This is a genomic window from Kitasatospora sp. RG8 (assembly GCF_017813315.1).
In the GTDB taxonomy this organism is placed as follows: domain Bacteria; phylum Actinomycetota; class Actinomycetes; order Streptomycetales; family Streptomycetaceae; genus Kitasatospora.
In genome coordinates, this window is the sequence record NZ_JAGIYX010000015.1 from 182,982 (window position 1) to 197,014 (window position 14,033).

The following is a 14,033-nucleotide window of genomic DNA, read 5'->3' on the forward strand; positions in this document are numbered from 1 at the left end:
CGGGAGACGAACCTTCATGACCGCTGCGGCAGACGACCGTCTGGAACCCGCGCTCAGGCGACTGATCAGCGTGATCCTTCTCGGCGGGACGATGGGCATCATCGACGGCACCGTGGTCGCCGTCGGCGTGAACACGCTCGCCCAGCACTTCCACACCTCGTTGAGCACGGTCGGCTGGGTGTCCACCGGCTACCTGCTGGCCCTCACCGTCGCGATCCCGGTGACGACCTGGGCCGTCGGACGCTTCGGCGTGAAACGGCTCTGGCTCTTCGGCCTGGTGCTGTTCCTGGCCGCCTCGCTGGCCGCCGGGCTCGCGTGGAACATCGCCAGCCTCATCACCTTCCGCGTCGTCCAGGGCCTCGGCGCCGGAATCCTCGACCCGCTCCTCCTGATGATCCTGGCCCGGGCCGCCGGCCCCACCCGCGCGGGACGCGTCATGGGCCTGATGGGCGTGGTCCTCTCGTCCGGCCCCGTGCTCGGCCTGATCGTCGGCGGCGTCGTGCTGGAGGCCCTCGACTGGCGCTGGATCTTCTTCATCAACCTGCCGCTCGGCGCCGTGGCGTTCCTCGGCGCCCTCCGGGTGCTGCCCTCCGACGAGCCCGCCGCGCAGGAGAACCCCGTCCGCCTGGACCTCGTCGGGGTGGCACTGCTCGGCCCCGGTTTCGCCCTGCTCGTCCTCGCCATGAACCAGGCCGCCAACCATGCGGCGTTCACCGTCTGGCCGGTGCTGGCGCCGCTCGCCGCCGGGGCCGCGCTGCTGGCCGCCTACGCCGTCCACGCCCTGCGGGAGCGCGGCACGCCGCCCCTGATCGACCTGCGGCTGTTCGCCAGGCCGAGCTTCTCCGCCGCCGTCTCGGTGATGACCCTGATCGGCATGGCCACCTTCGCGAACCTGTTCATCCTGCCGCTCTACTACCAGCAGCTGCACGGGCGCGGCGCCCTGGGCGCCGGCCTCCTCCTGGCGCCCTACGGCATCGGCTGCGCCGCCGCCATGCCGCTGGCCGGCCGGCTCTCCGACCGGCTCGGACCGCGCGCGCTCGCCCGCTGGGGCGCCGCGGCGGGGGGTGTCGGGGTGCTGATCCTCACCACGATCGGCGCCGGCACGTCCGACGTCTGGCCGGTGCTGGGCGCCGTCGTGTTCGGGGTCGGGCTCAGCTTCGTCGGCGCCCCGACGATGGGCTCGCTGTACCGCACGCTGCCGCCCCACCTCGTCCCGCAGGGCAGCTCGGCCCTGTTCATCCTCAACCAGCTCGGCGCGGCGGTCGGCATCGCGGTGATCACCCTGATCCTGCAGACCGTGGGCGGTGGTTCCACCGCGGGCGGGTTCCACGGGGCCTACTGGTTCGTCTTCGGTGCGGTGGCGCTCATCCTCGGCGCGAGCTTCCTGCTGCCCGGGCTGCCGGAGCCCGCCCCCGCCGCCGAGCCGTCGCTGGAGGAGGCCGCCACGCAGGCGGGTTGAGCCGAAAGCCCCCGCCCCCCATGACCGGCGCCCCGCCCCTCCCCCGAGGGCGGGGCGCCCGGCCGGAACCACCGCCGGACCCGTCCCACCGACCACTTCGCAGGGAACCAGGATGACGAACGATGTTGTGAGGCCCGACCGGGCCGGGCCGTGGCGGACGGTCCTGAGGAGCCCTCTGCTGGCCGAACTCACCGCCGGGGTCAATACGATGGCGGCCTCGGCAGAGTTCTGGACGGTGGTCGAAGCGGCCACCACGCCGCTCGTCGAGCCGATCGCCGGCGATCCCTCGGCCGTCTGCGTCACGTTCCTGCTCCGTGCTCCGGCGGCGTCCGGTCCGTGGACGCTGTGCGACGGGGTGTCCCCCGCCGCGGCGGCGGAGTTCGAGCTGGCCAACCTCGCAGGGACGGACATCTGGCACGTCAGCCTGCGGCTGCCGTGCGACACGCGGGTCACCTACGGCTTCACCCGGGACGTCTCCCCCGGGTCGGCCGGCGGTGCCTTCGACTGGACCGCCCACTTCGCCGGCCGCCGGGCCGACCCGTACAACCCCAGGGCCGTCCACCACCCCGACCAGGGGCTCCCGTCGTCGCCCTGGGGGCGCACGGTCTCGCTGCTCGACCTGGCGGCCCCGGCCCGCCCGGCCCGGACCGGGGCCGGGGCCGGGGCCGGCCGCACGGCCGTCCACGAGGTCGGCAGTGCGGCGCTGGGCCGGCCGTCCGCCGTCCACACCTACACCCCGGCGGGGCTGGTGCCCGGCGAGGACACCCCGGTCGTGGTCCTGCTGGACGGCTGGGAGCTCGTGGAGATCGGTTCGATCGCCGCCGTGTTCGACGGGCTCGTCGCGGCCGGGGACGTCGTCCCGTTCATCGCGCTGATGCCCGACCCGCGCGGGCACCGGTCGCGCGACCTCAACCTGTCGGACGCCTACTGCACGTTCCTCGGCGAGGAGCTCCTCGCCTGGGCCCGGGAGCACTTCGGCGTCCGGCCCCGGCCGGCGACGACGGTCGTCGGCGGCGCCAGCCTGGGCGGCCTGACGGCCATGTACGCGGCGTGGCGCCGGCCCGACGTCTTCGGGAAGGTGATCTCGCTGATCGGCGCGTTCGGCGCGGCGCGGGACGGCCGGCCCGACTGGCTCGCGCGGCAGTACGCCGCGACGGAGCGGCTGCCGCTGGAGGTCTACCTGGCGGCGGGGCTGCTCGACGACGACGTCTTCCCCAGCGGCCTGGCCACGATGCTGGCGTCCAACCGGCACCTGCGCACCGTGCTGGCCGGCAAGGGCTACCGCCTCACCTACGACGAGTTCCCGGGCGGGCACGACTGGGTCTGGCTCCCGGGGAGGTTCGCCTACGGGCTCGCGACGCTGCTCGGCCCTCCCGGGGCCCCGGCCGCCGCGCACCGCACCGATCGTGGCAGGCGCGCCCCGGCGTAGCCTGGTCGGATGACCTCACCCAGGACGGCGCCCCGAGCGACACCGAAGAAGCCCTCCGCCACACCGGAGCTGGCCCGCCTGGAGGTCGCGCTCTCGGCGGTGGTGCGGTGGAGCGAGAGCAGGCACGTCCGCGCCGAGGTGGCCCGGCTGTCGGACAGTGACCTCTCGCCCAGCGCGCTGCGGTTGCTGGAACACTTCGACGTCGCCGGGGCGATGCGGGTGTCCGACCTGGCGGACTGTCTGCACGTCGACGTCTCGACCGTCTCGTTGCAGCTCCGCCCCCTGAAGGCCGGCAACCTCGTCGGCCGCCGCACGGACCCGGCCGACGGCCGCTCCGGGCTGATCGCGATCACCCCGGACGGGCGCCGGGTCCTGGAGCGCGTCCGGGCCGCGCGCTGCGAACTGCTCGCGGAGGCCTTCGCGCAGACGCCGCCGGGTGAACTCGGCCGGGCCGCGGACGTCCTCGTCCGGGTTCAGGACCACATGCTCGCGGCGATGGCCGAGGCGGGATACGTGACGGCGACGGACTGACGGGCGCACGTGCGACCCGGACGCGTGGGCGTCCCGGCCGCACGTGCGGCGCCCGACCTGTCGGGGGCGGCCGGCCTGTCGGGGGGCCGGCCGCTCAGGCCCGGCCGGCCGCCGACGACGGCGCGGCGGCGGCACGACGCCGGGCACGCGAGACGGCGAAGCGGCGCATCCCGGGCACCTCCACCCGGGCGTGGAGCAGCCAGGCGGCGAACTGGCCGAGGACGAACACCAGGACCACCAGCAGCGCGTTCGGCCAGCTCTGCGGCAGGTAGTGGTAGAGGACCATGAACGCCGTGAAGTGCAGGAGGTAGAACGCGTAGGAGACCTCCCCGAGGAAGACCGCCCGCGGCGACCGCAGGAGGGACCGGGTCGCGTTGAGGTCGGCCGCGGCGGTGGCCCGGATGAGCAGGGCGAGCGGCACCACGGTGACCGCCGTCAGCAGGAACACCGACGGCAGCACGTGCGGGCCCGCCGCCAGGACGGCGACGACCAGGGCGGCCGAGGGGACGATGCCGACCCGGGTCCGCGGGCGGTGCACCGCGAGCCGGGCGAGCACCATGCCCAGGACGAACTCGGGCAGCCGGCCGACCGGCCAGAAGTAGGCGTAGAAGAGCTGGTCGACGGAGAGGTCCGCCCCCAGCGGGCTGCCCGTCGCCGCCCCGCCGAGACCGAGGGCGAGCAGCGGGACCAGCCAGGCCGCGGCGACGGCCGCGACCGCCCCGGCGACGAGCCACTCGGGCCGTATCCGGCGGACGAGGGGCAGGAGCACCGGGAAGAGCGCGTAGAAGAACAATTCGCAGACGAGTGACCAGGCCACCCCGTTGCCGCCGTCCACCGACCACCACCCGGGCGCGACGGTATTCACCAGGAAGAGGTTGGCGAGGTCGTGCGAAAGCGGCGGCGCGGAGCCCGGCGGGACCCGCGGGACGTTCCCCGCCCGGATGAGGAGCATGACGGCGGTCCAGGCCACCAGGTGGGCCGGATAAATCTTGACGAACCGCCGGCGCCAGAACGCCGGGGCGCTGTCCCCGCTCCGGGCGGAATACGTGAGGACGAATCCGCTGAGAACGAAGAACAGCGAGACGCCGAGGGCCCCGAGCGGGTAGAGGACGGAGTAGTCGCGGCCGGTGCGCAGGGCGCCGAACAGGGCCGCGTGCGAGGCGAAGACGACGCAGATGGCGACGAAGCGCAGCCCGGTCAGGGAGGGGAGCCGCGCCAGGGCCGACGATCCGGCCTCGCCGGCGCTCCGCTGCTCCTGGGGGACGGTACCGGAGGGGGTGGGCATGCTGGTCCTTTCCGCTTCGAAGACGCCGTGAAACCGTCAACGTCGATGGGACGATCGGGAACTCGCGGAGAACGTGGGCGACCTCATTCGCGAAATTCGGACGGCCGGTCGAACGTAACAATGCGCTCCGGACGGGTCAACGGGCCTTTCAACAAATGAATCATAAGAATGTGTCAGCTCCGGGTGAGGCCGGCGGACGCTTGACAGGAATTCCCCAGGGACCGATATTTGCGACGCGTCCGTTTCCCCGCCCAGAGCCGGAGTAGCCATGTCTGCCAAGTCCCTGAATTCCGCCGGTTCCCCGGTCGCACTCGTGACGGGCGCCAACAAGGGAATCGGTTTCGCCGTGGCCCGTGAGCTCGGCCTGCTGGGCGGGACCGTCTACCTCGGCGCCCGGGACGCCGCCCGCGGCGAGTCCGCCGGGCGGGCGCTGCGGGCGGAGGGCATCGACGCGCAGGTGCTGGCGCTGGACGTCACCGACGACGCCTCGGTCGCCCGGGCGGCCGGGCGGCTGGCCGACGAGGTCGAGCGGCTCGACGTCCTGGTGAACAACGCCGGTGTCGCCGGCCCGGAGGTCCTGCCGAGCGAGACCCCGGTCGCCGAGGTGCGGGCCGCGTACGAGACCAACGTCTTCGGCGTCGTGCGGGTCACCAACGCGGTGCTGCCGCTGCTGCGCCGCTCACCGGCCGGCCGGATCGTGAACATGAGCAGCGTGCTCGGCTCGCTCGCCCACGGGGCGGCGAAGGACGACCCGACCGGGGTCTTCCCGCCCGGGGTCTTTCCGGCCCTGCTCGCGTACAACACGTCGAAGGCCGCGCTCAACGCCGTCACCGTGACCTACGCCAACGAGCTGCGGGACACCGCGATCCTGGTCAACGCGGCCGAGCCGGGGTTCGTGGCGACGGACCTCAACGGCCACCGCGGTCGGCTCACCGCCCGGCAGGGCGCCCGCATCCCGGTGCTGCTCGCGACCCTGGGCGACGACGGCCCGACCGGGACGTTCCGCGCCGAGGACGGCACCCCGGACGGCGTGGAGCTGGCCTGGTAGGCCGGTACGGCCGGCCCGCCGTCCGGGGCGGCGGGCCGGGCACCCGGGCGGACGCTCAGGAGACGAGGGTCTGCTCGTCCAGCTCCGTCAGCCGCACGGTGCACAGGCCGCTGCGCTCGGTCTTCACGTCCGTCACCTTCAGCTGCGTGCCCGGCAGGAGGATGAACTCCTCCTCGCCGGTGAAGGCCGAGAAGCTGCGGATGCCCACCGCGCGGGCGGGTTGCACCTCGAAGAGCGTCCGCCTGCCGCGGCTGCCGAGGAACCCCCGCGCCACACCGGGCTCGGACGTGCACGAGGAGACGCCCCACCACGTCACGGTCCGCCCCAGCGGGTACTGGGCGCGCAGGTCCAGCGACACCCCGCGCCACAACGGCTCGGTGCGCACCGGAAGTTGGGACACCGCCGAGAACAGCAGCCGCAGGTAGGGGAGGTAGGGGACGAGCCTGGCCCGGTCCGGGGAGCGCAGCACGGCGTTGATCTCCCGGTAGAACGCGGACTCGCAGGTGTAGAGGTGGAGGGCGGCGATCGCGTCGGCGGAGAGGCCGCCGGACGCCCCGTCCACCCGCGTCCGGCCGAACTCGTGGGACTGCCCGACGTGCCGGTCCAGCCCGGCGAGCAGCCCGGCGACCGGGGCGACGGCCTCGCGGAAGTCCATCAGCGGGGTGTCGAACACCCCGGTGATCTCCGGGAGGACGAGCCCCTCGTCCTTGACGCTCGCGAGCCGTTCCAGGTAGAGCTGGTGCAGCTCCATGGTGGAGGCGATGAAGGCGCCCATGCGTTCGGCGGTGCCGCCGTCCGCCCCGCCGGCCTCCGCGGCGCGCTCGTTCCAGCCCTTGCTCGGGAGCCAGTCGATCTCGTCGGCGCCCTGGGAGGCGAGGGCCGCGTTCACGGTGGCGAAGTGGTCGTCGTCGCAGAAGATGTCGCCCTGCGCGGCGGGGTTTGCGTGGTCGATGTGCCGGACGTCGACGTCGGGGTACTTCTCCTGGAGCCGGAGGACGACCTTCTTCAGGTTGCGCGCGTGGGCCCCCCACCACGCGAAGACGACGCCGCGGTCCTCCTCGTCGGCGTCCTGCTTGGCCCTGAGGATCTCCTCGACGATCCGCTCGGCGACGGGCCGCCAGAAGACGGCGTGCCGGTCGGTCCCCCGCGCCTCGTCGGTGCCGGCGGTGAGCGAGGCGTTCAGCAGCAGGACGCCCTGGGTCAGCATCGCCTGGAACCACTCCGGCGGCTGGACGGTGTCCTCCTTCTTCAACAGCGCGCGTATGTCGGCGATCGGGGTCTTCTTGGGGATGCCGTACTTCCACATCGCCGCCGCCTTGATGATGCAGCGGATACTGACGACCCTGCCGAACTGGCTGTCCTTCCAGTCGTGGAAGGTGTTGTCGAACATCGCGATGCCGGTGGCGCTCTCCGGCCTCGGGTACGGGTTCTGGCCGAAGACCACGACCTTCCACTTGTGCGGCGCGTGGGGCTTGAGCGCCTGGAAGGTCAGTTCGCGGACGGGGACGACCTGCTGGCCGCGGCCCGGGCCGATGAACGCGGCCGCGTCCGGCTGCGCCTCGATGACCGGCTTCAGCAGCGGGAGCCAGGGTTCGCCGCCGCCCGCGAAGAGCTCCGCGAGGGCCAGCGGGTCGGCCGGGTCGGGCGTGGCGGGGGCGTTGGCATCGCTCATGGCGGAGGACTCCGAACTGTCGGACGGTGCTGCGGGAAGGGGGACGACCGGCGCGTCGGCCGGTCTCCCCGTGACGGTTCCGGACACTACGTCAGGCCACCGACAGCCTCCGCCGATGCGGGGATCCGGGCTCTGCGCCGGCCGGGGGGAGCGCCCCGACCGGCGGGAACCCGGCGACGAGTGTCGGTGTCAGTGGGGCCCGCTAGCTTCGTGACCGGTAGAAGGACCGTGCCTCGAACGGGGAGTGAAGCATGAGCGTGAACCGCGTACAGCCGCCGCTGAAGGTCGTACTGAGCGACGTCAGTGCGACGGTGGTGGAGGCGTGGCGGGCCGCGTTCGCCGATAACCCCGAGATCGCGATCCACCAGGGCTCGATCCTCGACCAGCAGGTCGACGCCTGGGTCAGCCCGACCAACTCCCGGGGGCGGATGGACGGCGGGGTGGACGCGGTCGTCAAGCGGCACCTCGGGGCGGGCATCCAGCTGCGCGTCCAGCGGGCGATCCGCGCCGGGTTCGGGGGGCGCCTCCCGGTGGGGAGCGCGGTCTGCGTGCCGTCCGGGGCGGCCAACCCGCGGTTCCTGATCTCGGCGCCGACGATGGAGGAGTCCTCGCAGAACGTCAGCGAGACCCTGAACGTCGCCCTCGCGTGCGCCGCCGCGTTCCAGGCGGTCCACCGGCAGAACGCGCAGGCGCCCGGCAGCATCGGCTCGGTGGCGCTGGTCGGCATGGGCGCGCGGACCGGCCGGGTGCCGGCGCGGGTGTGCGCCAACCTGATGTGGTCGGGCTACACGCTCTTCAACGACCACTGCTTCGAGGACTACGACGACCTGCGCAGCACGATCGTCGCGCAGCTGGACGACATCGAGAACGCGCCCGTCGAGGAGCCGGTGCGCATAGCGCCGCCGGCGCGCCGCACCGCCCGGCGCTGAGCCCGGCGGCCGGCCCGGGGGTCAGGCCCCCGCACGGGTCCGGGCCGGCCCCCGCACGGGGCCGGCCCGGACGCCGCGGTCAGGAGAGGTCGAACCGGTCGAGGTTCATCACCTTGTCCCAGGCCGCGACGAAGTCCGTGACGAACTTCTCCTTCGCGTCGTCGCTCGCGTAGACCTCGGACACCGCGCGCAGTTCGGAGTTCGACCCGAAGATCAGGTCGACGCGGCTGCCGGTCCACCTGAGCTCGCCGGTGGCGGCGTCGCGGCCCTCGAACGTGGCGGCGTCCTCCGTCGCCGGCGTCCAGGTCGTGCCCAGGTCGAGCAGGTTGACGAAGAAGTCGTTGGTCAGGGAGCCGGGGGTCGCGGTGAAGACGCCGAGCGGCGTCTGACCGTGGTTGGCGCCCAGGACGCGCAGGCCGCCGACGAGGACGGCCAGTTCGGGCGTGCTCAGGGTCAGCAGGTTGGCCCGGTCGATCAGCCGGTACTCGGCCGGCAGCCGGTCGCCCTTGGCGATGTAGTTGCGGAACCCGTCGGAGCCGGGCTCCAGCGCCGCGAAGGACTCGACGTCCGTCTGCTCCTGCGACGCGTCCGCGCGGCCCGGCGTGAACGGGACCTCGATGTCGAAGCCGGCGTTCCCGGCCGCCTGCTCGACGCCCGCGGCGCCCGCGAGCACCACCAGGTCGGCGAACGAGATCTGCTTCCCCCCGGTCAGCTCCGCGTTGAAGGACGTCCGGACGCCGTCCAGGGTGCGCAGCACCGTCGCCAGCCGGTCGGGGTCGTTGACCTCCCAACCGCTCTGCGGCTGGAGGCGGATGCGTCCGCCGTTGGCACCGCCGCGCTTGTCGCTGCCGCGGAAGGAGGAGGCGGCCGCCCACGCGGTGGACACCAGCTCGGAGACCGACAGGCCGGAGTCGGCGACGCGGGCCTTGAGGGCGGCGACGTCCGCGGCGTCGACCAGCGGGTGGGTCACCGCCGGCAGCGGGTCCTGCCAGAGCAGCTGCTCGGTCGGGACCTCCGGGCCGAGGTACCGCGCGACCGGGCCCATGTCACGGTGGGTCAGCTTGAACCACGCCCGGGCGAAGGCGTCCTTCAGCTGGTCGGGGTTGGCGAGGAAGCGGCGCGAGATCGGCTCGTAGACGGGGTCGAGGCGCAGCGAGAGGTCGGTCGTGAGCATCGTCGGGGCGTGGCTCGTCGACGGGTCGTGGGCGTCGGGCACGGTGCCGGCCCCGGCGCCGTCCTTCGGCTTCCACTGGTAGGCGCCGGCGGGGCTCTTGGTCAGCTCCCACTCGTAGCCGAACAGGGTCTCGAAGAAGCTGTTGTCCCAGCTCACCGGGGTGGCCGTCCAGGCGCCCTCCAGGCCGCTGGTGATCGTGTCGCCGCCCTTGCCGGTCCGGAAGGTGCTCTTCCAGCCGAGGCCCTGCTGCTCGATCGGGGCGGCCTCCGGATCGGGGCCGACGTTGTCCGCAGGTCCGGCCCCGTGGGTCTTGCCGAAGGTGTGGCCGCCGGCGATCAGGGCGACCGTCTCCTCGTCGTTCATCGCCATCCGGCGGAAGGTCTCCCGGATGTCGCGGGCCGCGGCGATCGGGTCCGGGGTGCCGTTCGGGCCCTCCGGGTTGACGTAGATCAGGCCCATCTGGACCGCGCCGAGGGGGTTCTCCAGCTCGCGGTCGCCGGTGTAGCGCTCGTCGCCGAGCCAGGTGGTCTCGGGGCCCCAGTAGGTGTCCTCCTCCGGCTCCCAGGTGTCCTCACGGCCGCCGCCGAACCCGAAGGTGCTGAACCCCATCGACTCCAGGGCGACGTTGCCGGCCAGGATCATCAGGTCGGCCCAGGAGAGGCTGCGGCCGTACTTCTTCTTCACCGGCCAGAGCACGCGGCGGGCCTTGTCGAGGCTGACGTTGTCCGGCCAGCTGTTGATCGGGGCGAAGCGCTGCTGGCCGTCGCCGGCACCGCCGCGGCCGTCGCTGATCCGGTAGGTGCCCGCGCTGTGCCACGCCATCCGGATGATCAGCGGGCCGTAGTGGCCGTAGTCGGCCGGCCACCAGTCGTGCGAGGTGGTGAGCGCCTCCGCGATGTCCCGCTTGACGGCCGGCAGGTCGAGGGCGAGGAACGCCTTGGGATAGTCGAACGACCCGCCGAGCGGATTGGCCACGGCGGGGTTCTTGGCGAGCACCTTCAGGTTGAGCCGCTCCGGCCACCACTGGCCGTTCCCGCCGCCCTGGGTGGGGTGCAGGGCCCGCCCGTGCGGGACCGGGCAGCCGCTCGCCTCCTCGGTCTTCGCATCTACGACGATTGCATCGTGGTTCTCAGACATGGGAATCCTTCCGTACAAGGCGGATCACGGTGTTCAGGAACTCGAGCGGTGGAACATTCGGGGTGCCGGCCCCTGTCGTCCCCTGCCGTACTGGGGTCTTTCTGCCCCCAGGCTATCCCCGGAACCGGTCCCGCGATGGACGGATTGCAGGTCGGGAAGCGTGTCAGCCTCTATCCGATCGGAAATCGGATATCCATTTGATGCGCTTCCGGTTTCCCGTCGGCCTGAATTGGTGAACCGATATGGGCGGCCTCGCGGGGCGGCCGCGGGGCGCGCCGCCCCCGCCCGGTCACGAGGACGTCGTGGCGCCTGGGCGGGTGGTGTGGCGGGCGCGGGAGCGACCGTTGTCGGCGCTGAGATCGGTCAGGGCCTCGGTGAGGATCTCGCGGGCCTCGTCGGCGCGGCCCTGCTCGATCAGGGCGGTGCCCAGCTCGGTGAGCGTCTTGGTCATGGAGTCGGGCCGGCCGACCGCCTCGAAGTGGTCCAGGGCCTGCCGGTAGGCCTTCTCGGCGGCGGGCCAGCGCTTCAACGCCGCGCGGTCGAGCCCGAGCTCGTGGGCCGCGAAGGCGGCCATGAGGTGCGGCAGCGGCGAGGACCAGAGCTCCACCAGTTCCAGGGCCCCGGCCAGCGCCAGCCGGCGGTACTCCACCGCCTCCTCGACCCGGCCGGACTCGCGCAGGCAGTTGGCCGCGCCGCGCAGGGTGACCAGCCGGCCCAGCAGGGCGGACCGGCTGGACACCGTGGCGAACACCTCGCCGGCCTGGTGGTAGGTGTCGATGGCCTCCTGCTGCCGGACCAGGAACCGCAGTGATCCGGCGAGGTAGATCAGCGCCCAGCCCTCCTGCTCCCGGTCGCCGATCTGCCGGGCCGACTCCAGGGCCTCGCCCGCGAGTTCGGCACCGCGCCGGTACTGGTGGAGACAGGTGAAGTAGGTCCAGGCGAGGTAGTTCAGGTGGACGGTCTCGGCGAGGCGGTCGCCGCAGGCCCGGGCCGCGTCGACGGAGAGCTGGAAGACCTCGGCCCAGATGTCCCAGCTGATGAGCCGGTCCGAGAACCAGTGCATCGCCTCGGCGGTGTCGATGACCTCGCGGTGCCGGCCGGCGGCGAAGGCCTGCCGCATGGCGGCCAGCCACTCCGGGCCCTCCTCCTCCAGCCAGCGCGCGGCCTCGCGCAGCGCCCCCGGGGCGATGGCCGATCCCGTTGCGGCGCCGAAGCCGCTGCCGGGGTCCTGGCGGAGCTCCTCTCCGGGGCCGGCCCCGCGGGCCTCGGAGCCGGAGCCCGAGCCGGGGCCCGAGCCCGAGTCGGAGTCGGAGCCGGAGTCGGGTCCGCCCTCGACGTCCGGGTCGAAGAGCCGGCCGGCCTCGGTGGCGCGGCGCAGCAGCCAGTCTCCCGCCCGCGCGCGGACGGCGTCGAGGCCCTCCGGGGTCTCCTCGGCGGCGAGCAGCTCGCCCGCGTAGAGCCGGACCAGGTCGTGCAGCCGGTAGCGCTCCGGGGTCGACAGCTGGACCAGCCCGGCGTCGGTGAGCTGCTCCAGGTGCCGCTCGGTCCGCGGGACGGACAGGCCCGCGTAGGCCGCGACCACGGCGGCGGAGACGTCGTACCCGGCAGTGAGGGCGCAGCGGCGCAGCACCAGCCTGGTCTCGGCGGGCAGCTTGCGGTAGGAGAGGGCGAAGGCCGGCCTGACCGCCAGGTCGCCGGTCGCCAGCACGTCCAACCGGTCTTCCTCGGCGGCGAGTTGGCGCACGAGGTGAGCCACGGTCTGCTGCGGGCGGGCGACCAGGCGCTGGCCGGCGATCCGCAGGGCGAGCGGCAGGTAGCCGCAGAGGCCGGCGAGCTCGGCGGTGGCCTCGGGCTCGGCGGCGATCCGCTCGGGGCCGGCGATGCGGCCCAGCAGGAGCGCGGCCTCGGCGGGCGTGAGGGCGTCGAGCCGCAGGCGGTGGACGGATTCGAGCCCGGGCAGGGTGTGCCGGCTGGTGACGATGGTCAGGGCCGGGCCGGTGCCGGGCAGCAGCGGCCGGACCTGGCCCTCGTCGGCGGCGTTGTCCAGGACGAGGACGAGCCGCCGCTCGCGGACCAGGGCGCGGTAGAGGCCGGCCCGCTCCTCCGTGCCGGCGGGCACCGTGCCGTCCGCCACGCCGAGGGCGCGCAGGATCTGGCCGAGGGCTTCGCGGGCGGTGACGGGCTCGGGGGCCATGCCGCGCAGGTCGAGGGAGAGCTGCCCGTCCGGGAAGAGATGGGCCAGGGTGTGGGCCGTGTGCAGGGCGAAGGCGGTCTTGCCGAGACCGGGCTGACCACTGATCAGGACGACTCCGGGGTGGGCGTGTTGGCCCTCCCCGGCCCCCTCGCCTTCGCGAACGGGTGCGCCCTCACGGGCCGGTACGCCCTCGCGAACGGGTGCGCCGCCCTCGCGGGCCGGTGCGCCGTCGCCGGCCAGGGTCCCGATCAGGGCGAGGGCGTCATCGCGGGCGGTGAAGTCGGCGATGTCGCGGGGCAGGGCCAGGGCGTACGTCCCGGCGTCGCCGCCCCCCGCGGCGGCGGCCACCGTGGGGGGTGCGGGCGCAGTGGAGGCCGCGGGCGCGGCGGAAGCTGCGGGCGCGGCGGGGGGTGCGGGCGCGGCAGGTGCTGCGGGCACGGCGGCGGCCGGGGCACCGACGGCGCGGGTTCCCCGGGGGCGGCCGGCTCGGGCGGCCTCTTCGAGCGTGGCGGCCCGGCCCGGGTCGAGCCGCAGGGCGACGGCCAGCGCCTGCACCGTCCGGCGCTGGGGGCCCCTGGTGCGGCCGCGTTCCATGTCCCCGACGGCGCGCAGGCTGATCCCGCTCGCCGCGGCGAGCTCCTCCTGCGTCAGCCCCGCCCGCACCCGGTACCGGGCGAGCAGGCGGCAGAACTCACCGGCCTCGTCGGTGTCCGCCCCCGTGCCGTCCGTGTCAACCATGTTCCGCCCCGCTACTGCCACTACTTCTGCCCCCACTCGTGCCGAATCGGCCGTGTGAGGCAGAAGTATGCCCCGTCCGCCCCGGTCCACCGCCATCGGCCCAGGTCAGAGCGGTCGGGCCCACCCGGGCGAGACGGCCGGCCGGGGTCTCGGGACGGCAGTTCCACCGCGTGGATCTGCCGGTAGTTCTGCCTGTGGAGGCGGTTCGGGGAGACCCTGCGGGGCCATCGCCGGCCCCGCCCCCGGGGACGTGCCCGGGGAGGAGGCCGGCGGGTGGCCGAGGCGACGGAGCGGTGCTCGCGCGGGCCGCCCTGCGGGGCGCGCCGGAGGGCCCGTACGGACCGGACGCAGCGTCAGGAACCTTCCCCGGAGGGCGTGTACGGGCGCGTACGGACGCTGACGGAGCCGCCGGGCACCACGGCCGCACGGGCGGCTCC

Annotated in this window: 9 protein-coding genes; 5 read left to right on the plus strand and 4 right to left on the minus strand. The window is 73.8% G+C overall.

Annotated elements, in window-relative coordinates:
- Nucleotides 1-16: 16 nt before the first annotated feature.
- From J5Y04_RS22775 to J5Y04_RS22785, 3 genes are all read left to right on the plus strand, one after another.
- Nucleotides 17-1,459: a DHA2 family efflux MFS transporter permease subunit gene (locus tag J5Y04_RS22775; protein WP_209413936.1), complete on the plus strand. Its 1,443-nt coding sequence runs from the start codon at nucleotides 17-19 to the stop codon at nucleotides 1,457-1,459.
- A gap of 112 nt (nucleotides 1,460-1,571) precedes the next feature.
- Nucleotides 1,572-2,888 carry an esterase family protein gene (locus tag J5Y04_RS22780; RefSeq protein ID WP_209413937.1) on the plus strand — a complete coding sequence of 439 codons (1,317 nt, stop codon included), beginning with the start codon at nucleotides 1,572-1,574 and terminating at the stop codon, nucleotides 2,886-2,888.
- Nucleotides 2,889-2,897: 9 nt separating this feature from the next.
- Nucleotides 2,898-3,419 (plus strand): MarR family winged helix-turn-helix transcriptional regulator, encoded by a 522-nt coding sequence (locus J5Y04_RS22785; RefSeq protein ID WP_209413938.1) that lies wholly within the window; start codon nucleotides 2,898-2,900, stop codon nucleotides 3,417-3,419.
- A 94-nt stretch (nucleotides 3,420-3,513) separates the two neighbouring features.
- On the opposite strand, the gene J5Y04_RS22790 is transcribed toward J5Y04_RS22785, so the two are convergent.
- On the minus strand, nucleotides 3,514-4,704 hold the full coding sequence (locus J5Y04_RS22790) for an acyltransferase (RefSeq protein ID WP_209413939.1): 1,191 nt from the start codon (nucleotides 4,702-4,704) through the stop codon (nucleotides 3,514-3,516).
- Nucleotides 4,705-4,972: 268 nt separating this feature from the next.
- Here J5Y04_RS22790 and J5Y04_RS22795 point away from each other — a divergent pair, with 268 nt between their 5' ends.
- Nucleotides 4,973-5,752, plus strand: coding sequence for an SDR family oxidoreductase (locus J5Y04_RS22795; RefSeq protein ID WP_209413940.1), 780 nt, complete (start codon nucleotides 4,973-4,975; stop codon nucleotides 5,750-5,752).
- A gap of 55 nt (nucleotides 5,753-5,807) precedes the next feature.
- On the opposite strand, the gene J5Y04_RS22800 is transcribed toward J5Y04_RS22795, so the two are convergent.
- Nucleotides 5,808-7,424 (minus strand): ADP-ribosyltransferase domain-containing protein, encoded by a 1,617-nt coding sequence (locus tag J5Y04_RS22800; RefSeq protein ID WP_209413941.1) that lies wholly within the window; start codon nucleotides 7,422-7,424, stop codon nucleotides 5,808-5,810.
- A 251-nt stretch (nucleotides 7,425-7,675) separates the two neighbouring features.
- Between J5Y04_RS22800 and J5Y04_RS22805 the strand changes: the two genes are divergently transcribed.
- Complete coding sequence (locus J5Y04_RS22805) at nucleotides 7,676-8,353, plus strand: macro domain-containing protein (protein ID WP_209413942.1); 678 nt, start codon at nucleotides 7,676-7,678, stop codon at nucleotides 8,351-8,353.
- A gap of 79 nt (nucleotides 8,354-8,432) precedes the next feature.
- Here J5Y04_RS22805 and katG read toward each other — a convergent pair whose 3' ends face one another.
- Together katG and J5Y04_RS43270 are read right to left on the minus strand one after the other, a co-directional pair.
- On the minus strand, nucleotides 8,433-10,664 hold the full coding sequence (gene katG, locus J5Y04_RS22810) for a catalase/peroxidase HPI (RefSeq protein ID WP_209413943.1): 2,232 nt from the start codon (nucleotides 10,662-10,664) through the stop codon (nucleotides 8,433-8,435).
- Nucleotides 10,665-10,953: 289 nt separating this feature from the next.
- A complete protein-coding gene (locus J5Y04_RS43270) occupies nucleotides 10,954-13,596 on the minus strand; it encodes a tetratricopeptide repeat protein (RefSeq protein WP_305852859.1) in 2,643 nt (880 codons plus the stop codon).
- Nucleotides 13,597-14,033: the final 437 nt, after the last annotated feature.

What these genes read in the sequence shown, in the direction of transcription:
- J5Y04_RS22795 (WP_209413940.1), top strand. Translation starts at nt 4,973, where the DNA reads ATGTCTGCCAAGTCCCTGAATTCCGCCGGTTCCCCGGTCGCACTCGTG.
- J5Y04_RS22785 (WP_209413938.1), top strand. Translation starts at nt 2,898, where the DNA reads ATGACCTCACCCAGGACGGCGCCCCGAGCGACACCGAAGAAGCCCTCC.
- J5Y04_RS22790 (WP_209413939.1), bottom strand. Translation starts at nt 4,704, where the DNA reads ATGCCCACCCCCTCCGGTACCGTCCCCCAGGAGCAGCGGAGCGCCGGC.
- J5Y04_RS43270 (WP_305852859.1), bottom strand. Translation starts at nt 13,596, where the DNA reads ATGGTTGACACGGACGGCACGGGGGCGGACACCGACGAGGCCGGTGAG.
- J5Y04_RS22775 (WP_209413936.1), top strand. Translation starts at nt 17, where the DNA reads ATGACCGCTGCGGCAGACGACCGTCTGGAACCCGCGCTCAGGCGACTG.
- J5Y04_RS22780 (WP_209413937.1), top strand. Translation starts at nt 1,572, where the DNA reads ATGACGAACGATGTTGTGAGGCCCGACCGGGCCGGGCCGTGGCGGACG.
- J5Y04_RS22805 (WP_209413942.1), top strand. Translation starts at nt 7,676, where the DNA reads ATGAGCGTGAACCGCGTACAGCCGCCGCTGAAGGTCGTACTGAGCGAC.
- J5Y04_RS22800 (WP_209413941.1), bottom strand. Translation starts at nt 7,424, where the DNA reads ATGAGCGATGCCAACGCCCCCGCCACGCCCGACCCGGCCGACCCGCTG.
- katG (WP_209413943.1), bottom strand. Translation starts at nt 10,664, where the DNA reads ATGTCTGAGAACCACGATGCAATCGTCGTAGATGCGAAGACCGAGGAG.